Genomic DNA, 18986 nt, shown 5'->3' on the forward strand with positions numbered 1-18986 from the left:
CTCACCACTTCAGCCAGGCGACGGTCACCCCTCCCCCACCCTCGCCCTGCGTGCCGGCTCTCGACCTCGCCACGTAGCGGTTCCCCCGCAGCGACTCCTGCACCGCGTCGCGCAGCGCCCCCGTGCCGTGCCCGTGGATCAGGAACACCACCCCGAGCCCGGCGCCCAGCGCCCTGTCGATGAACTGCTCGGCCATCGAGACCGCCTCGTGCGCGCGCAGCCCCCGCAGGTCCACGGTGTTCGTGGAGGTCTGCACCGGCACCTCGGGGTCGGAGGCCGCGTCGAGCTGCACCTTCCGCGCGGGAGCCGCTGCTGGCGCCGCTGCCGTCGAGGACTGGATCTCGGCGATCGACGTGGTCAGCTTGAGCGGCCCGGCAGCCACCCGGAGCTGACCGCCGCTGAGCACCTCCACCACCTCCGCCTCGGCGCGGAGCCTGGGCACGTACACCTTCGTGCCCACCTTGATCGCCCCTGCCTGCACGGCGCCCCGGGGTACGGTCGGCTCGGGCGGCTTAGTCTCCAGCTCGCCTCCGATCGCGATCTTCTGCCCGATCGCGTCCAGCGTCCGCGACACGGTCCGCAGGTCCTCTTCGGTGGGCCTCCCCCGCAGCCGGGTCTGCGCCGTGCGCAGCTCTTCCCGTGCCCGCCTCAACCCGGAGAGCACGGCCTCCCCTTCCTTGCTGAGCACCGCGCGCTCCTTCTCGCGGAGCCGCTTGATCTCCCCCTGCAGCTCCCGCTGCCGCGCGCGCGCCGCATCCGCCTCGCGCTCCGCGTCCGCCCGCGCCAGCTCCAGGGCCCGACGCTCTGCCGCGAGCTTCTCCACCATCTGCTCGAAGTCCACGGCTTCCCTGCTGAGGAAGCGCTCTGCCCGCTCCAGCACCGTGGCCGGCACCCCGTAACGGCGCGCCACCGCCAGCGCGCTCGACGAGCCCGGGATCCCCGCCGTGAGCTGGAACGTCGGGCTCATCGACCCCAGATCGAACCCCACCGAGGCGTTCTCGAAGCGCCCGTCACCCAGCGCCAGCGCCTTCAGCCCCTCGTAGTGGGTCGTGCACGCCACCGTCCCGCCGCGCGCGCACAGCGAGTCCAGCACCGCCGCGGCGAGCGCCTCTCCCTCGCGCGGGTCGGTCCCCACCGCCAGCTCGTCGAGCAGCACCAGTGCCCCTGGCCGTGTCTCTCCCAGGATCTCCGCGATGTTGCGCACGTGGGCGCTGAAGGTGGAGAGGTTCTTGTGGAGGTTCTGCTCGTCGCCCACGTCGGTGAGCACCACCTCGAACAGCGCCACCCGCGACCCCGTCTTCGCCGGGATGGGGAGCCCTGCCCGCACCATGAGCGCGGCGAGCCCCAGCGTCTTCAGCGCGACCGTCTTCCCGCCCGCGTTCGGCCCCGAGATCACCATCGACCGCCCGGCGTGCACCGTGAGATCGCTCGGGACCACCTTCACTCCATCGAGCGCCAGCAAGGGGTGACGCGCGCCGAGCAGATCGATTGACGGCGGCGGCGTCTGCGCCCCCTCGCCTGCGTCCTCCAGCGCCTCCGCGCGCCCTGCCCGGCCTGCGCCCGGCCCTGCCCCCGCGAACGCCTCCTCGGGCACCTCCGGGAAGTGGAGCGAGAGATCCTTCGCGAGCCGCGCCGACCCCGCCCGCAGGTCCGCGTGGCTCAGCGCGCGCGCCGCCGCCGCCACGCTCTCGATCACGTCCCCCACCCTCGCCGTCAGCTCCGCGTAGATCGCCTGCTCCTCGCGGGTCACCTCCGCGTCGAGCATCTTCATCCGGTTGCCCTGCTCCACGAGCGTCCGCGGCTCCACGAACAGCGTCGCCCCGCTGGCGCTCGCCGCGTGCACGATCCCCGCGAACCGCTCGTGCGCATCGGACCGCACCGGCAGCACGTACCGCCCGTCCCGCTCCGTCCAGTAGCGGTCTTGCAGGATGTCCTCGTGCTTGTGGATCAGCTCTTCCAGGCGCCGGATGAGCCGCTCCCGCATGGCCCGCCACTCCGCGCGCAGCTCGCCGAGCCGCGGCGAAGCCTTGTCGGACAGGAGGCCATCCAGATCGAAGGCCGAGGCCAGGTCCCGCGACAGGTCGTCCAGCGCCGGGTCCGTCGCGCACGCGGCGTTCAGCGCCGGCGCTTTCGCGCGCCGGTTCTGCAGGTACTGCCGCAGCGTCCTCGCGCCTCCCAGCACGGTGAGCACCTCGCGCAGCTCCTGGTTGGAGAGCACCGCCCCGATGCGCGCCCGGTCGAGCGCGGCGCCGATCTCCGGCACCTCGCCGACCGGCAGCGGCTCACCGGCGGCGTCGAGCGTCACCGCCTCGCGCACCTCGGCGAACGACCGGAGCACCTCGGCCCGCGTGCCCGCGAACCGCAGCTCACGCGCGGCGCGGCGCCCCCCTGGGGATGCGCACCGGGCGGCCAGCGCTTCGAGGATTCGGTCCCATTCCAGGTCGGAGCGGGTCTTGGGGGGGCAGGGATCGGAGAGGGTCTCGGGGAGGGTGTCGCTCATCAGCCTTCGGAGGGGTCTCGGGCGACGCCACCAGCGCCGCTCGGGATCGGGTTCTGCTCCCGCTCCAGGTAGCGGAAGATGGTGCGCGGATCGACGCCGAGGTCGCGCGCGGTCTGGGTACGGTTGCCGTTGTTGCGTTCGAGCACTTCGAGGACGTAGCGGCGCTGGAACTCTTCCTTCGCCTTCTCCAGCGGCTGGATGGGGGTCTCTGCGTCGGGCCCGAGATCCAGGTCCTCGGGTCCGAGGAGCGGCCGATCGCAGAGCACCAGGGCCTTCTTGATACGGTTCTCTAGCTGCCGGATGTTGCCTGGCCAGGTGTATTTCTTGATCGCCGCCAGTGCCGCAGGGCTGTAGCCGCGCACCGGGCTCTGGAGCTCGTCCGCGTACTTCGACAGCAGCGCCTTGGCGATGATCAGCACGTCATCGCCACGGTCGCGGAGCGGTGGCATCCACAGGTTCACCACGTTCAGGCGGTAGTAAAGGTCCTCGCGGAAATTGTTCGCCTTGATCTCGTCTTCGAGCGTCCGGTTCGTCGCGGCGACGACCCGGATGTCCACCTTCTCCGGCTTCGAGTCGCCCACCCGGAACACCACGCGCTCCTGCAGCGCCCGGAGCAGCTTCACCTGGAGGTTGAGCGGCAGCTCCCCGATCTCATCGAGGAACAGCGTCCCCTTGTCGGCGAGCTGGAACTTGCCGGGCCGGCTCGCGATGGCGCCTGTGAACGCGCCCTTCACGTGCCCGAACAGCTCGCTCTCGATGAGGTTCTCCGGGATGGCGCCGCAATTGATGGTGATGAATGGGCCGCCCGCGCGGTTGCTGCGCCGGTGCACCTCGCGCGCGATCAGCTCCTTGCCGGTCCCGGTCTCGCCCGTGATGAGCACGCTGATGTCGGTGGCTGCCACCTTCTGCAGCTTGCGGAACACCTCCAGCATCGACGGGCAGGCGCCGATGATCTCGCCGAAGCGCTTGTCCTTCAGCTCGGCGGTGAGCTTCTCCTTGTCGGCGCGCAGCGCGTTCACCAGGATCGCGTTCTGCAGGATCAGGGACGACTGCGAGGCGAAGATCGAGAGCAGGTCGAGCTGGGCACGGTCGAACAGGTGCTTGATCTTGTCGTTGCCCACGTAGAGCGCCCCGATGAGCTGCCCCTGCGCCATGAGGGGGACGCACATCACGCTGGAGAGCTTCATCGCGATCACGCTCTCGCTCCTGCCGAACTGGGTGTCTGCCAGGGCGTCGGAGACGATGACCGGACGGCCCTTGTCGAGGACCTGCTGCACGATGCTGTCCGAGATGCCGCCCGCCGCGTCGGTGATCGCTTCCTTGCGCACGTTGCGCGAGGCGCGCACCGCCAGCTTGCGCTCTCCCCCCGAGGACTGCACCGAGGGCCCCGCCGCGTCCGCCGCGGCCTCGGCGCCCTCGATGAGCAGCAGGAAACCCTTGTCGGCGTGGGTCACCTCGATCACGTCGTCGAGCATCGCCTCCAGCAGCTCGTCCACCCCGCGGCGGTTGCTCAGCTTCTCGCTGAACGCGAAGAGCTTGCGCACGCCGGCCAGCTCCGAGGAGCCCGACGGCTCCTGGCGCCCCGCGGCGCCCGCGTCATCGTCGTCGTTCGCGCGGCGCGCGGCCGAGGTCGCGTCCGCGAACATGGAGAAGCCGACCTCCGAGGCGCCGAGCTGCACCCGGTCGCCGTGCACGAGGCGAGCGCGCCGCTTTTTCTTGCCGTTGATGGCGATGTCGCCCTCGCGGTCGCACTCCTCGATCACGAAGTCGCGCCCATCGAACACGATCTGTGCGTGGTGATCCCTCACGCCCGCGCCGCTGATCGGCAGGTCGTTCCCGAGCGCCTTGCCGATGGTCGTGACCGGCTTGTGCACGCTGTAGAGGCGCGGTGTCCCCGTGGACGAGAAGGACTTCAGGGTCGGCATCGCGGGAGAGCATAGCAGGCGCGATGCGGGCCCGTGAGGGCTCTACCAGAGCTCGCCGATCATCTGCGCGCCGACACCGGCGGGGACCGCGAGCGGACCTGCGCTGAGGATCCGGGCGAAGGGGCGGCGCGCGGGTACGGCGGGGTCGTTCAGCACGAAGGCGCCCGAACGATCCGGGCGACCGAGGAACGCGCCACCGCCGATGCCCAGCAAGGACAGGGCGCCCGTGACGATCATCCCGCGCCGTGGATCGCTGTCCCCCCCGGCGTAGGCGATGTACACCGGCAGCGACGCCGCGGCGCCGATCGCGGCGCCTCCCCACATCCACCCGAGCTGGTTCCAGGAAGGCGTCCACGCGAGGGACAGCCCCACCGCGCCCGCAACCGCCACGTTGAGCCCGATGAGCCCACCGAGCGACACCGCGTCGTTGGCCTCCGACCACTCCCCGTTGCTCGCGCCCCCGCCGATCAGGCTGCCCACCGCGCTGCCCCACACCGCGCTCGACGCGAGGAAGACGTTGGTCTTCGGGCTCGGCTTGAGGGTGTAGTAGAACGCGGCGCCCGCGAGGCCGCCCACTGTGGCCCCGATGAACTCGGAGGTCGCCAGGCCGAGGAAGGGCCACTCTTCACCCTCTTCCGCCGTGAGGTACTGGTACGACGCCACGCCGAGCCCCTCGGCCGCGCCGATGACCAGGCCGGTGGCGATCGACGAGGGCAACCCCTCCGGCATGCGCGGCCTGTCGGCGATGGCCACCAGCACCGGCGCTGCCACGCCGAGGATCGCCGGGGCGAGCACCGCCAGCCCCGGGTCATCGATCCCGGCCAGCGCGTCGATCCAGATGCCGGTGCCCACGCCGTAGGCCGTGGCCGTGACGTAGAGGTAACCGATCTCGAGCCCCGTCGACTTGGGCCGCCCCTGCGACACCGGCTGCTGCGGGTACTGCTGCGGGTACTGCTGCGGGTACTGCCCTGGGTACTGCTGCGGGTACTGCTGCGGATACGGCTGGTAAGGCTGCTGCGGATACGGCTGGTAAGGCTGCTGTGGGTACTGGCCGTACTGGGCCGCTGCGGTCCCGAGGAAGGTGGTGACCGCGAGCGCTGCGGCGGAGCCGGCGAGGGAGCGAAGGCGCATGCTTGCGCCACTTTACACGGTTCACCACGGGAGCGGCCACGCCGCTCGACCCCCTCCGGCCGCCGCGATCTTGCTCTCCCGCCGACGACGCCGCGGGCGCCCCTGTCGGCTACTCCCGCGTGAGGGCGCGGTTCATCAGGTCCACCACCGCCTGGCGCGGCGATTTCCCCTCGTAGAGGGCCCGGTACACCTCGCTGGTGATGGGCATCTCCACGTCGAGCTTCCTCCCGAGGTCGTAGGCGCTCTTCGCGGTCTTCACCCCCTCGGCCACGTGCCCGAGGCTCGCCAGCACGTCCTCCAGGGTGCGGCCCTTGCCCATCTCGAAGCCCACCGTCCGGTTGCGCGACAGCTCGCCGGTGCAGGTCAGCACCAGGTCGCCCATGCCCGAGAGCCCGGCCACCGTGAGCGGGTTCGCCCCCTTGGTCATGGCGAGCCGCGCGATCTCGGCGAGGCCCCGGGTGATCAGGCCGGCGCGCGCGTTGTGGCCGAAGCCCAGGCCATCGGCGGCTCCGGCGGCGATGGCCACCACGTTCTTGAGCGCGCCTCCGATCTCCACCCCCACCACGTCGAGCGACGAGTAGACGCGCAGCCGGTCCGTCGCGAAGGCTTGCTGCACCGCGTGCGTCTCCGGCTCGCTCGCCCCGGCCACCACCACCGCCGTGGGTTGCCCCACCGCGACCTCCTTCGCGAAGCTCGGCCCGGACAGGTAGGTCAGCCGCGGCGATACGTGGGTCCCCAGCTCGTCGTGCAGGACCTCGCTCATCAGCATCAGCGACTCCTGCTCGATGCCCTTCGAGGCGCTGCAGATCAGCACCTCGGGCGGCAGGTAGGGCCGCGCCTGCCGCACCACGTCGCGGAGCCCGTGCGAGGGCACCACCACCACCACCATCTCCGCCCCGCGGACCGCTTCTTCCAGGTCGCCGGTGGGGTGGAGCGTCTCCGGCAGCGCGATCCCCGGCAGGTAGCGCGCGTTCACCCGGTCGCGCGCGATGTGCTCGGCGATCTCCGGACGGTGCGCCCAGAGCGTGGTCCTGTTTCCCTTGTCGGCCAGCACCTTGGCCAGCGCAGTCCCCCAGGCTCCGGCTCCCAGGACGGCGAAGTTGCCCATGGGTCCGACCCTACCACCGCCAGAGACCGCCGCTCCAGCCCGCCTTCGACTATGCTCCGCGCCATGATCGCGTCGCGCGCCGCCCGCGCGCTCCTGCCCCTCTTCTTTTTCCTCGGCCTTCCGGGCGCCTCCTGCGGACAGAGCGCGCTCGGCCTCATGCCGGGGGTGGTGAACAACACGGGGAACCTCTCCCTGCGCCGCGCCGTGCTCACCTGGGCCACGCAGACGCTGTGCACCGAGGTCCAGAAGCGCAGCGTCCCGCTCCGCCTCCGGGACGAGGATCCCTCCACCGGCCGCTTCTACCCCACCTCGTGCGCGGCCCAGCAGCTCCCGAACGGCAACCTCAAGGTGCAGCTCGGGGGGTTCGGCTTCGTCTGGACCAACCTCACCCGCCGCATCGGCTTCGATGCCGCCGTCGGGGTCGAGTACGAGCAGGATTTCCTGATGGAGGGAGGCGTCATGTACGTCTACTTCCGCCAGCGCGAGACCACCGCCGCCACCTTCACCACGCGCATGATCGAGAAGCCCGCCACGATCTCGGTGGGGGGCATCTCCCTCGCGCCGGGGACGGCCATGTCCGACGCCCTCGGCGCGCAGCTCCTCCGCTCGGAGATCGCGCGCGGCTTCACGGTCATCCGCGGCAGCGACGCCTCCATGCAGCTCGGCCTCGGCATCGTCGAGAAGGGGCAGCGCCCGCCCGAGCCTTACGAGCACGGCAGCAGCCAGAAGCTGCTCCTCCTCAACGAGCGCACCGAGATCCACCAGGACCAGCGCGACTACATCGGTCCCCTGGAGGTCACGGGCAACGACGAGGCCCTCAGCCTCACCCTCAACGTCGACGGCGCCGATGGCGTCGATGTCCTCATCCTGCCGCGGGCGCCCACTGGCCCCTGGCTCCAGCAGTACGCGACCCAGCCGGTGCCCACGCCCCCGCCGGAGGTCCCGCGCCTCGCCGAGGCGGTCCCCGCGGGCGCGATCTGGCGCAAGACGGTGCCTTTGCCCCGAGGTTTCTACTACCTGGTCCTCGACAACACGGCCGCTGCGGGCCCCACGCAGCCCGCGACCCAGGCCCACGACGACCGGGCCGCCCTGGTCAGTTACGCAGTGCAGCTAGGGGACGCGCCCTGAGGGCCGCCAAGCTGCGTCGACGGCCGCCACGGACCGGACGACCGCGGGGGCGCGCGCGGGGGCGTGGATGGGGACGGGCGCGCGCGCGGGGGCGCTTGCCGCGGCAGGGTGTGACGTATACATAACCACCCCTTGTCGCCGCGATCCGAAGACCAACCCAGGGCCCCGTCGGTCGGCGCGGCTACCACGTCCACGGAAGGCCGTGCCGCCGGCCGCGATCTCGTCGACGACGATGAGCGAGGGCCAGGGGTACCGGCGGGCAGCCCGGGAGGCGGGGCCCCTCCGGGTGGGTCCGCGGGCGGCTTTTTGCGGTTCCTGTTCTACGCGGTGTGGGTGGTGTCGGTGCCGCTCCTGCTCGCGGTGGCCAACGTCTGGCTTCTCACGCCGTCGTCTTCCGGAGGCGGTCAGCCCCTCCGCGATTTCGTGGCCGAGCAGCAGCTCCCGGTCGGGATCGTCCTCTTCACGCTCTTCGCCATGGTCCTCTGGCGCTTCCGCCACGACCTGCCGCTCGCGTCCTCGCTCGGCGTCGATGGGCGGCGCGACATTCCCCCGAAGGCCCGCGCCCGCTTCGAGGACGCGGCGGCCCTGCTCGACGAGGCGCAGCGCATCCTCCGCACCCGCAAGCGTGACGTCGAGCGCGAGCTGACCGAGGGAGAGCGCGAGCAGGTCGAGCAGGCGCTGCGCGCTCTCGAGCGCACCATGAGCGCCGAGCGCTTCGATTTCCCGGCCTTCGACGCCGCGCACAGCCGCGCCGACAAGGTGGTCGGCGAGTACCTGGGCCGCTGGCGCAAGGGGGAGATGCGCGAGTACGCCGAGTCCATCGGCATCGCCGTCGCCATCGCCCTCATCCTCCGCGCCTTCGTCGTCGAGGCCTTCAAGATCCCGAGCGGCTCGATGATCCCGACCCTGATGGTCGGCGACCACATCTTCGTCAACAAGCTCACCTACGGCCCGCTCATCCCCTGGACCGATCGGCGCCTGTACTCGCAGCTCCCGCCCGCGCGTGGCGACGTGATGGTCTTCAAGTTCCCCGAGAACGAGGACCAGGACTTCATCAAGCGCACCATCGCCCTGCCGGGCGACACCCTGGAGGCCATCAACGGCCGCCCCATCCTCAACGGCTGGCTGGCGCCCCACTGCTACGTGGGGCCCTACCGCTATGACGGTCGGCAGGCGGAGCTGTTCGTCGAGTACCTGGAGGACAGGTCCTACTTCACGCTCTACGACGAGAACCCCGACGAGCAGGTCTGCAAGACCGAGAGCGACTGCAACGCGGGCCTCGTCTGCCGCAAGGGCCTGTGCGGCGTGCTCCAGGGTCCCTTCAAGGTGGCGCCCAAGGAGGCCTGGGTGATGGGCGACAACCGCAACAACAGCCACGACTCGCGGAGCTGGCGCGGTGGTCTCGGCGCGGGCGTCCCCTTCGAGAACATGAAGGGCCGCGCCACCTTCGTGTGGATGAGCGTCGCGCCGGGCGGCGGATTCGCCCTGGATCGCCTCTTCGTGAACGTCATGGGGCGCCCGAAGCTCCCCGGAAACCTGAGCGAGCGGGACCTGGCGAAGCTCCAGGAGACGCTCGACCAGTGCCTCCGCGAGCGCCCCTCGGTCGCCGAGACCACCCCACCGGTCCGCACCAGGTAGCGCCCGCGGGTCCCTGGGAGGGCGCAGCGCGATCCCTCTCGGAGAGGCCAGGCCCCCGCGATCCCCTCCCCGAGCGCCTTCGCGATCCCTGGAGAGGCGGGAGGCCCCCGGAGATTCGTGGGGTTACCCGCCGTTGCTGCGCGATCGGTCGGTCTCGTGTACCGTGCGCCGTCGAGGAGACCACGCATGATGAGCAAGACGCTGCTGGGACTGGCCATCGGGGGAGCGCTGTGCTTCGGCGCCGGTTGCCAGAAGGAAGAGACCGCGACCAACGAGCTCCCGAAGCCTGTGGAGACCGCCACGGTCAGCGAGACTCCGTCTGCGAGCAGCACCGACGAGGTGGCGAGCTACCCGAACCAGGTGGTGCAGAGCGGGACCCGCAAGACGCTGCAGGCCTTCAAGGTGTTCCAGGCGGCAGACACCACCTCGAAGCTCCTGACCACCGTCGGACCGGGCACCTTCATCAACCTGAAGGCGAGCTCCGGCAACTGGATGCTCATCGAGTGGCCGTGTGGCACGTCCAAGCTCTGCCCCGGCTGGGTCGAGGCGAGCGTCACCGACAGCCGCCTGAGCAGCACCCCCGCCGTCATCACGGACGCGGGTGTCACCGACGCGGGCAACGACGCGAGCACCCCCGCCACGGACGCAGGCACGGAGACCGACGCGGGCACGGCGACCGACGCGGGCACGGCGACTGACGCGGGCACGGCGACTGACGCGGGCACCGACGGCGGCCGCGGGCGCATCAAGTTCAAGCTGCCCAACACCAAGTGATCGCGCACGTGCAGGTCGGTCCGTAGCGCATCGCATCAAGCGCCACGCCCGATCGCTTCGACACGGCGTCCCTCCGTTCAAGCCGTGCGTTCCGACCCGTAGCGCACCGCATCAAGCGCTTTCCTCGTCAAGATGAAGCCGGCGCCCGCTTGTCGCAGTGGGCGTCCCGGTGCTACCGCAATCTCCGCAACCTGACGGCTGCACGCGGACACGCGCGCAGCGAGCCCAGAAGAGGAGCCTCGTCCATGAGCGACACGATGTGGGCGTTGACGTACGACCGCGCAAAGGACCCGTGGGAGACCACCGTCGGCTTCCGCCGCGAGCAGGTGGAGCGGCCCAGGATCGACGAGAGCCACGACCGCAGCGACAGCCAGAGTGTCCTCATCAAGCCGCTGATGACCGGCTTCTGCGGCTCGGACCGGGGCATCTGGTTCCGCACCGCCTTCCACGACATGATCTTCCAGTCCCTCGATCGCGATCACCGCGAGCAGCGGGTGATCGGCCACGAGCTGCTGGGCACGGTGGTCGACGTGGGCCAGGAGGCCGCGAGCACCTACGGCTTCCGCGTCGGCGATGTGGTCTCCACCGAGAGCCACATCCCCTGCGGCGTCTGCTACCAGTGCCGCGTCGGGGACACCCACGTCTGCGCCGACGACAAGATCATCGGCATCAGCGAGGACGGCTGCTTCGCCGATCTCGTCAAGCTGCCCGCCAGGAACCTCTGGCGCACCGACATCTCCAAGATCCGCCCCGAGGTCGCGGCGGTGCAGGAGCCCTTCGGCAACGCCGTGCACGCCTGCACCAAGGTCCCCCTGCGGGGCAAGCGGGTGGCGATCATCGGCTGCGGCACCATCGGCCTGTTCGCGGTGGCCATCGCGCGCGCCATGGGGGCGGCCTCCATCATCGGGGTCGAGCCCTCCGAGCGGAACGCGGAGATGGCGCGCCGGCTCGGCGCCAACGTGGTGCTCGCCCCGGGCCCTTCCCCGAAGGATCGGCCGTTCGCGCACGACCCGGCGCTCGCCGAGCAGATCCGCCGCGCCACCGAGGGCGTGGGCGTGGACGTGGCGCTGGAGATGAGTGGCGTGAACAGCAGCGTCAACAACGCCATCCACGCCACCCGCCGCGGCGGTGACGTCATCCTCTTCGGCCTGAAGAGCGGCGACGCGGTGATCGAGAACCTCGACCGGATGATCGTCAACGGCATCGCCGTGCACAGCGTGGTGGGGCGCCGCATCTTCGAGACCTGGCACATCACCCGCCAGCTCCTGGAGTCGCGGGACCCGAACATCCACGACCTCATCTGGGAGGTGATCCTGAACCGCGGCGAGGGCACCGTGGTCGACTTCGACGCCTTCGAGCCGAAGTCCTTCCAGGACGCCATGCAGCGTCACCCGAAGATGATCCTCCGCTACTGAAGGACGCAGGGGCGCGAGCCCCTGCCGGGTGGGCTAGTACTCCGTTTCCCAGGTTCGTCCCGGGTTTTCGGCTCGGCGTTCGAGCGAAGTCACGGGGGTAGCGACCACCGGGAGCGTAGGGGCCGAAGGTCCCTGAATCGCCGTACGCAGTACTACAGCGCGCAGTCGAGGCGGATGACGCGGATGCGGTCTTCGCCGCACTCCGGCGTCTCGGACCAGGCGACGAGCAGGCGCTGGCCGTCGTCCGCCCCGAGCAGGGAGGGGGCTCCGACCACGGGCCTGCCGCTGCGGATCTGCGCCGAGGCGATGGGCTGGTTGTCGATGTCGAGCATGCGGATCTGGATGACCTGCCCCGGGCCGCCCTCCGGATCGTCTTCGACCCACGCGACGGCGAGCGTGTCCCCGAACGCCTTCGCGTCGAAATGGTCCAACGACCGCGGCGTGGCGATCTCCTGCAACTCCAGCATCGAGTACCCGAACGGATCGAGGTGCTCCACGTAGAGGCGGTTGCCCCCCGCCTGGCTCCCGGCCACCAGCCACGCGCCCACGGGGCTGGGTGCGAGCCGTACCCGACCGGCCAGCCCCTCGATCGGGATGCGCTCGCGCTCGTCGCTGGAGTTGATGTCCTCGTACCCGAGCTCGTTCATCCACATGATCTGGATGCGGTTCGGCGCGGGGGCTTCGGGCAGGTGGCCCTGGGTGGCGCAGGAGACGTCTTCCTGGGACCCTCCCAGGGAGTACGCGAGGAGGTAGCCGAGGCCCTCCGGGCTGCGGATGGCGTCGGCGCCGAGCGTCGCGTTGCCGCAGCCCAGGATGGTCCCTCCGACGTCCGCGGGCGCCTCGGTCACCGTGAAGAACTCGAACTGGTGCCACCCCTCCGGCGCTCCGAACGCCTTCACCCCCTCGGTCACCACCAGGGTCCGCTCCGGGCCTGGCACGGTGGTCAGCGCGTGCTCCCCCCCATAGCTCACCCGGAAGCTCGGAGGGATCTCCGGGCTCCCTGGCACGAAGGAGCGCGACGTCCAGATATCGCCTCCCGGGAGCGCGAACGAGATGGTGAGCTTGTCTCCGGGCATCGGCGCTGCAGCGTACGAGCTTCCCCCCGTGAAATCGGCGACGTGGCTCGGCCCGAGCCACCCATCCACGGGCCATAGCTGCCACGGCATCCAGCTCGTGTGCCGCAAGGCAGCAGGCGAGGTGGGAGAGGCGGCGATCGTCCACCCACTGAGCACGGTGACCTGCGTCCGGTCGTCGCTGGAGTACGTCAGCACCGGCCCGCGCTGGTGAAAGCCTTGCCCCCCGTCCACGTAGCCGGTGGCCGTGACGTGGTTGCACTCCGGGGTGGTCACCTCGATGGGATCGACCTCGTCGGCGGGGCACGACGACCCTGCCCCTTGCCCGTTGGCGCCTTGACCGTTGGCGCCTTGACCGTTGGCGCCTTGCCCGTTCGCGCCCTGCCCTCCCCGCGAGCTGCCCTCGGCGTTCAGGTCCGTCCTGGCGCCGCAGGCCGCGAGGAGAGACAGGGCCGCGAAGACCACCACCCTGCGATCACGAAGCATGCTGGTCACGAGCATCGCGGGCGCCTCTCGGTGCATCAGGCGAGCACGCCGTGGGCGCGCCCCACGCGGGTGAAGGCCTCGATGGCGCGGTCCACGTGCTCCGGCGTGTGGGCCGCGGAGAGCTGCACGCGGATGCGCGCCTCGCCCTTGGGCACCACCGGGAACGAGAACCCGATCACGTAGATCCCCTCGGCGAGGAGGGACTTCGCCATCTCCGCCGCGAGCCGCGCGTCGCCGAGCATCACCGGCACGATGGGGTGCACCCCGGGCTTGATGGTGAAGCCCGCGGCGGCCATGCCCTCGCGGAAGCGGCGCGCGTTGTCCATGACCCGCTCGCGCAGGGTCGACTCCTTGTCGAGCAGGTCGAAGACCGCGAGTGACGCGCCGACGATGGCCGGCGCCACCGTGTTCGAGAACAGGTAGGGCCGGGAGCGCTGCCGGAGCAGGGCCACGATCTCCTTGCGCCCCGTGGTGAACCCGCCGCTGCCCCCGCCGAGGGCCTTGCCCAGCGTCGAGGTGAACACGTCGACCCGCTTCATCACCCCGCACGCCTCGGCCGTTCCGCGCCCCGTCGGGCCGATGAAGCCCGTGGCGTGCGAGTCGTCCACCATCACCATCGCCTGGTACTTCTCGGCGAGGTCGCAGATGGTGTCGAGCCTGGCCAGGTAGCCGTCCATGGAGAAGACGCCGTCGGTGGCGATCATCCGGAGCCGCCGGCCTGCCGTCTTCTTGAGCGCCTCCTCCAGCGCGGCCATGTCCCCGTTCGGGTAGCGGTGCCGCTCCGCCTTGCAGAGCCGGATGCCGTCGATGATGGAGGCGTGGTTCAGCGCGTCCGAGATGATCGCGTCCTCCTCGCCGAGGAGGGTCTCGAAGAGGCCCCCGTTCGCGTCGAAGCACGACGAGTAGAGGATGGTGTCGTCGGTGCCGAAGAACCGGGCGATGGTGTGCTCGAGATCCTTGTGCAGGTCCTGGGTGCCGCAGATGAAGCGCACGCTGGAGAGCCCGAAGCCGTGGGAGTCGATGGCCTGCTTGGCGGCCGCGATGACCGCGGGGTGGGAGGAGAGGCCCAGGTAGTTGTTCGCGCAGAAGTTGAGGACGTCCTTGCCGTCGGTCGTGCGGATCACTGCCCCCTGGGGCGTGGCGATGACGCGCTCCTCCTTGTGGAGCCCCGCCGACTGGATCTCATCGAGCGCCTGGGCGTAGATCGAGCGAGCCGTGTCGAACATGGGGGGCTTTATAAGGTGTACGGCGCGGGGGGTCGAGCGAAGCCCTAGGCAAGCGGGGGTCGCCCGTGGCACGTAGTCCCCTGGATCCGGACGTTTGCCCGAGGAGGAGAGACGCATGAAGGACGCGAAGGAACGCGGCTCGATCCGCACTCCCCTCCTGGACGCGCGTGCGCGCGCGCTCACGCTCGCGGTGCTCGCCGCGGTCCAGCCAGGGTGCAGTTGTTCGGAGGAGACCACCCCGAACAGCACGACGACGACCACCACCACCACGACCTCCTCCGGCGGCGGCATGGGCGGCGCGGGCGGGACCGGCGGCGCAGGGAACGTGGGCGGCGCGGGCAACGTGGGCGGCGCGGGCGGGACCGGCGGCGCAGGGGGCAGCGGGGGCGGGGCGAGCGGCGACTTCCAGATCGCTCCCGCGGCCAGCGTTCGCGCCTTCGACGTCACCCCGAGCCCCTCGGGCGATCGGCTCTACGTCGCAGGCTTCGGCGTGGATGGGAGCGCCGCCGTCTCCACGGTCACGCTCTCGGGCGGCGACGTCGACACCATCGTCACGGGCTCCGGCCTCGTCGCTCCCTTCGGCATCACCATCGACGACACCGGTTTGAACCTCTACGTGGCCGACCCTGCCGCGGGCGACGCTGGCGGCCTCGATGCGGGCCGCATCTTCCGGGTGAGCACGAGCGGCACCGTCACCCCGCTCTCCCTCGGCGAAGGCACCCGCCCGCGCGGCATCGCCTACCACGAGGGCACGGGCGGCGAGGGGCGGCTCCTCTTCACCGGCGTCGACCCGGCGGACGGTAGGCCCACTGTCTACGACGCCTCCCTCGCTGGCGGCTCTCCCGCGGTGCTCCACGTCGGCCAGCCCCTCGTCGACCCGAGCGGCGTCACCATCGCCGACGACGGCAAGGTCTACGTGTGCGACACCCGCGGGGCCGGCGATCAGAGCGCTGCGGTCTTCGTCATCGAGCAGGGCGTCGCCAACGTGGTCGCGACGGGCCTCTCCGTGGGCATGCCCTGCGGCGTCGCCCTCTCGCGGAACGGCGAGGTGCTCCTCGTCTCCGCGCGGGACCGCCTCACCGGCACCGACGCCGTCCAGGTGATCACCCTGGCCGACGGCAGCACCACCACCCTCACCGACCCGATCGGCGCCTACCGCGAGCCTGCGGGGCTGCACCGCGCCAGGAACGCCGACGTGTTCGGGTTTGCCGACAGCACGGCCGAAGGTTCCGGGCGGCTGTTCGTGATCTCCCACTGACCGCGACGTGACGAGAGGAGCTCGGATCATGAGAAAGCACCTTGCGTGGATCGGCACGGCCCTCGCGGCCCTCGGCGTGCTCTCGGCCTCTCCCGAGGCCAGGGCGAGCTCGCACCGCGAAGCCCCCGCCATCGCCAGCGACCCCGCCGCGGACAACACCGACCTCTATGCCTGGGTGCAGGGCTCGAACCTGGTCATCCTCGCCAACTACATCCCGTTCCAGCCCCCTGCCGGCGGCCCGAACTACCACGCCTTCTCGGACGACGTGCTCTACGAGGTGCACATCGTCCGCGGCCCGACCAGCCTCGAGGACGCGATCACCTACCAGATCCGCTTCTCGACCACGCCGGTCACGGTGCACGACCCCGCCGCGCTCGACCCCACCCCGGCGGGCGGCAACGAGTTCTTCTCCCAGATCGCCGGCGCCGTGCAGACCTACAGCGTCACGAAGGTCGTGGGAGGGAACGCGGTCACCCTCATCGACAACGTGCCCGTCGCCCCGCCCAACATCGGCCCCCGCAGCAACGTGCTCGCCTACGGCGCGCCTGCGGCCGGCTACCCTGCCTTCTCCGTCAGCTCCACGTTCCTCCGCCTCCTCGCCAACAACGAGGGCCGCGTCTGGGCTGGCCCGCGCGATGACAGCTTCTACGGCGACCTCGGCCACCTCTACGACCTCGGGGGTCTCTGCCCGATGATGGTCGCGCCGAACCCGCCCTGCACCGCGAGGAACCACGTGGGCGGCTACAACGTCCACACCATCGCCCTGGAGCTGCCCCTGACCCGGGTCAACGGCGGCGCGGTCATCCCGGGCGCGAGCGACGCGCAGACCGTGGGCGTCTGGGCCTCGGCCAGCCGGCGCAAGGTCCGCGTCCTCCGCGCGGGCGGCACGCACGACGATCTCGGCCCCTGGGTGCAGGTCTCGCGCGCCGGTATCCCCCTCATGAACGACGTGGTGATCGGGCTGCAGGACAAGGACCGCTACAACAGCGCCCACCCGCGCGACGACTTCGCGAACTTCGGCCCGTACCTCCTGAACCCCATGCTGGTGCGCAACGCGGAGTACGCGGGCCTCTACGGCGCCGGCCAGCCCCTCGCGGCCTACGCCGCCCAGCTCCCCGAGCTGCGCGCGAACCGCACCGACATCATCGAGGTGCTCAACCTGGGCATCCCGATCCTCGGCAACCACACCATCACCTCGGTGGGCGACGTGCTCCGCGTCGACCTGGGCACGCCCTCCATCTTCCCGAACGGTCGCCCCATCAACCTGGGCCAGAACACCGAGCAGACCGACGTCACCGACCTCTCGCTCACCCTGGTCCTGACGGGCACCATCGCCCTCACCGTGAGCGACGGGGTGAACACCAACGATCGGCTCTTCCTGACGACGTTCCCGTACCTCGCGCCGCCCTGGGAGGGCGCGAACGAGAGCCACTACAAGTAGCCTGTCGCTCGTGGCGCTGGCGAACGGGCCCTGAAGCAGGACGCCCGCGCGCGGGAAGGAGGAGCGTCGGGATCGTGTCCTTGCGCGCTGGCCTCGTGTCCTCGCGCGCCAACTTCGTACCCACGCGCGCCATTCGCCGTGGGGGGGCTGGAGGAGGCGCGGCGTTCCTGGTGAGGTTCGGGCTTTGTTCGGCGCGCGGTCGCTCGCGTTCGCGGCCAGCACGGCGCGCCACTTCGAGGAGCCCAGGATGAAGCACGGTTTCGATTCCAAGCAGACGCATGCCCTCGTGGTGCATGGCTATCCGCTCGACGGACTCACGTATGCCCAGTGCGCCGCCATCGCCAAAGGCGTGAGCGCGCTCGGGGGGGCGCTGGTGGGGGCGCCGAACGGTGACCTGAGCGAGACGGGGACGCCCAATGCCTCCACGCCGGACGAGGCGGCGGTCTTCACCTTCGTGGTCGGCGCGGTGGCGGCGCATGCAGCGGTGAAGCCCAGGCAGGGGGCGAAGGGCCAATCGGCGAAGTTCGGCGCGACCGAGGTTGCGCAGGCCGAGCAGGAGTTCGAGAAGGCGCGCGCGGGGATCGATGCGCTGCTGGCGAAGAAGGGGGTGTCGCCCACGAAGGACCCGGGGCTGTTCGTGCTCGCCGCGGGGCCGCTGGCGAACGCGATCCTCGAAGGGGTGGATGGAGCGACCATCGAGCGCGTCGAGGAGCAGGAAGAGGAGGACGAGGGGGAGGCCGAAGAAGAGGAAGAGCGCGAGGCCGAAGAAGAGGAAGAGCGCGAGGCCGAAGAAGAGGAAGAGCGCGAGGAAGCGGGTGAGACGCTGACGGTGAGCTGGGAGTCGGATCCGGATGCGGTGAGGGTGAGCCTGCGCGGGAGCTACAAGCTTTCGGCGCGCTACGACTGAGGCGTCGCGTTCAGGCGACGGTGGCGAGGCGCGCCGCGAAGGCCGGGTGCTGCGCGAGCGCCTCGTTCACGACTTCCCCGCTCGGCATGGTGTTGCCGCGGGCCTGGTAGATCGCGCACTGCGCGAGGAGCATCGAGCACACCTCGCGCGGGTCCACCTGGCCGGAGGCGAGCACCTGCGCGGCCAGGGCGGGGAACGAGGCGGCGAAGATGTCGCCGCGCTGCAGGTTGCCCATCGGCTCGGACGCGATGAACGTGTAGCCCTTGGTCCCGCGCACGATGCGCAGCTCCGCGTCGGCGACCTCGCGCTCGATCATCAGCCGCTCCGCCGTCGGTTGCCACCCGCCGAGGTTCCCGAAGTCGAAGCCACCGCCCGCGGGGTTCGCGCCCGCCGCGAGCTGCGGCTGGAGCGTCGAGAGCCACGCGAGCGCCTGTGGCCAGCACTTGCTCCCCGGGTCCGAGGGCGCCCACCGCTTCGCGTTGTAGTTGACGACGCAGTAGTCCAGGTAGCAGCACAGCCAGAGCGCCAGGCGGTCCCCCGTGGGCATCTCGCCCGAGAGCGGGTTGTTCACGCGCGCCAGCATCTTCCTGGGGTCGGCGATCACCCGCGCGCTGCCGACGGGCACCTGGAGTTTGCGCTCTCGTTCCGCCGCGCTGTGGCTGATGGTGGCAGTGATCACCACGCCCACCAGCACCACCACGGGCAGGCCGACCAGGGTCCCGAGCAGGGCCCACACCACGCTGTCGGTGACGAGGTAGAGCACCACCCCGATCGCCAGGATCGCGAGGGCGGTCAGCGCGAGCCTCGCGGGCTTGACCCTGACCCGGTTCGCGTCCCGGGCTGCGGCCTCTGCGCGCGCGTGCAGGTCCTTGTACTGCGCCAGCAACGCCTGGCGCTCCGCATCGGTCATGGGTTGCTGGCTCATGGTGGCGGCGAGGATGAGCACAGCATCCTTTGGTCACCAAACCGTTTCGTC

At 70.7% G+C, this 18986-nt stretch carries 14 protein-coding genes; 7 read left to right on the forward strand and 7 right to left on the reverse strand.

All coding sequences use genetic code 11. The features are described from left to right. Position 1: 1 nt before the first annotated feature. From CAP_RS15115 to CAP_RS15130, 4 genes are all read right to left on the reverse strand, one after another. Positions 2-2500 (reverse strand): endonuclease MutS2, encoded by a 2499-nt coding sequence (locus CAP_RS15115; RefSeq protein ID WP_044241161.1) that lies wholly within the window; start codon positions 2498-2500, stop codon positions 2-4. Further along, positions 2500-4425: a sigma 54-interacting transcriptional regulator gene (locus CAP_RS15120; protein ID WP_044241162.1), complete on the reverse strand. Its 1926-nt coding sequence runs from the start codon at positions 4423-4425 to the stop codon at positions 2500-2502. The genes CAP_RS15115 and CAP_RS15120 overlap by 1 nt, the downstream gene beginning before the upstream one ends. Before the next feature lie 42 nt (positions 4426-4467). Continuing rightward, positions 4468-5556 carry a hypothetical protein gene (locus CAP_RS15125; protein WP_044241163.1) on the reverse strand — a complete coding sequence of 363 codons (1089 nt, stop codon included), beginning with the start codon at positions 5554-5556 and terminating at the stop codon, positions 4468-4470. A gap of 109 nt (positions 5557-5665) precedes the next feature. Then, complete coding sequence (locus tag CAP_RS15130; protein WP_044241164.1) at positions 5666-6664, reverse strand: NAD(P)H-dependent glycerol-3-phosphate dehydrogenase; 999 nt, start codon at positions 6662-6664, stop codon at positions 5666-5668. 63 nt (positions 6665-6727) lie between these two features. Between CAP_RS15130 and CAP_RS15135 the strand changes: the two genes are divergently transcribed. The 4 genes from CAP_RS15135 (at position 6728) to CAP_RS15150 (ending at position 11619) form a co-directional block, all read left to right on the forward strand. Continuing rightward, entirely contained in the window at positions 6728-7792 is a 1065-nt protein-coding gene (locus CAP_RS15135) for a hypothetical protein (protein WP_044241273.1), read from the forward strand. A gap of 132 nt (positions 7793-7924) precedes the next feature. After that, positions 7925-9430, forward strand: coding sequence for a signal peptidase I (gene lepB, locus CAP_RS44650; protein WP_156040824.1), 1506 nt, complete (start codon positions 7925-7927; stop codon positions 9428-9430). A gap of 186 nt (positions 9431-9616) precedes the next feature. Next, positions 9617-10204: a hypothetical protein gene (locus CAP_RS15145; RefSeq protein ID WP_044241165.1), complete on the forward strand. Its 588-nt coding sequence runs from the start codon at positions 9617-9619 to the stop codon at positions 10202-10204. A 245-nt stretch (positions 10205-10449) separates the two neighbouring features. Beyond that, the gene (locus CAP_RS15150; protein ID WP_044241166.1) at positions 10450-11619 is read left to right on the forward strand and encodes a zinc-binding dehydrogenase; all 1170 of its coding nucleotides are present in this window, start codon (positions 10450-10452) and stop codon (positions 11617-11619) included. A gap of 152 nt (positions 11620-11771) precedes the next feature. On the opposite strand, the gene CAP_RS15155 is transcribed toward CAP_RS15150, so the two are convergent. Together CAP_RS15155 and kbl are read right to left on the reverse strand one after the other, a co-directional pair. Continuing rightward, positions 11772-13178: a hypothetical protein gene (locus tag CAP_RS15155; RefSeq protein ID WP_156040825.1), complete on the reverse strand. Its 1407-nt coding sequence runs from the start codon at positions 13176-13178 to the stop codon at positions 11772-11774. A 35-nt stretch (positions 13179-13213) separates the two neighbouring features. Further along, complete coding sequence (gene kbl / locus CAP_RS15160; RefSeq protein ID WP_044241170.1) at positions 13214-14404, reverse strand: glycine C-acetyltransferase; 1191 nt, start codon at positions 14402-14404, stop codon at positions 13214-13216. A gap of 115 nt (positions 14405-14519) precedes the next feature. Here kbl and CAP_RS52315 point away from each other — a divergent pair, with 115 nt between their 5' ends. From CAP_RS52315 to CAP_RS44660, 3 genes are all read left to right on the forward strand, one after another. Beyond that, positions 14520-15662 carry an NHL repeat-containing protein gene (locus CAP_RS52315; RefSeq protein WP_052375287.1) on the forward strand — a complete coding sequence of 381 codons (1143 nt, stop codon included), beginning with the start codon at positions 14520-14522 and terminating at the stop codon, positions 15660-15662. A gap of 28 nt (positions 15663-15690) precedes the next feature. After that, a complete protein-coding gene (locus tag CAP_RS15175) occupies positions 15691-17103 on the forward strand; it encodes a DUF4331 domain-containing protein (protein WP_044241171.1) in 1413 nt (470 codons plus the stop codon). A gap of 247 nt (positions 17104-17350) precedes the next feature. Further along, the gene (locus CAP_RS44660) at positions 17351-18010 is read left to right on the forward strand and encodes a hypothetical protein (protein WP_156040826.1); all 660 of its coding nucleotides are present in this window, start codon (positions 17351-17353) and stop codon (positions 18008-18010) included. Positions 18011-18020: 10 nt separating this feature from the next. Here the strand turns inward: CAP_RS44660 and CAP_RS15185 are convergent, their stop codons facing one another. Further along, on the reverse strand, positions 18021-18935 hold the full coding sequence (locus CAP_RS15185; RefSeq protein WP_197041191.1) for a hypothetical protein: 915 nt from the start codon (positions 18933-18935) through the stop codon (positions 18021-18023). Positions 18936-18986 lie beyond the last annotated feature (51 nt).

It is taken from the genome of Chondromyces apiculatus DSM 436 (genome assembly GCF_000601485.1).
GTDB classification, from domain to species: domain Bacteria; phylum Myxococcota_A; class Polyangia; order Polyangiales; family Polyangiaceae; genus Chondromyces; species Chondromyces apiculatus.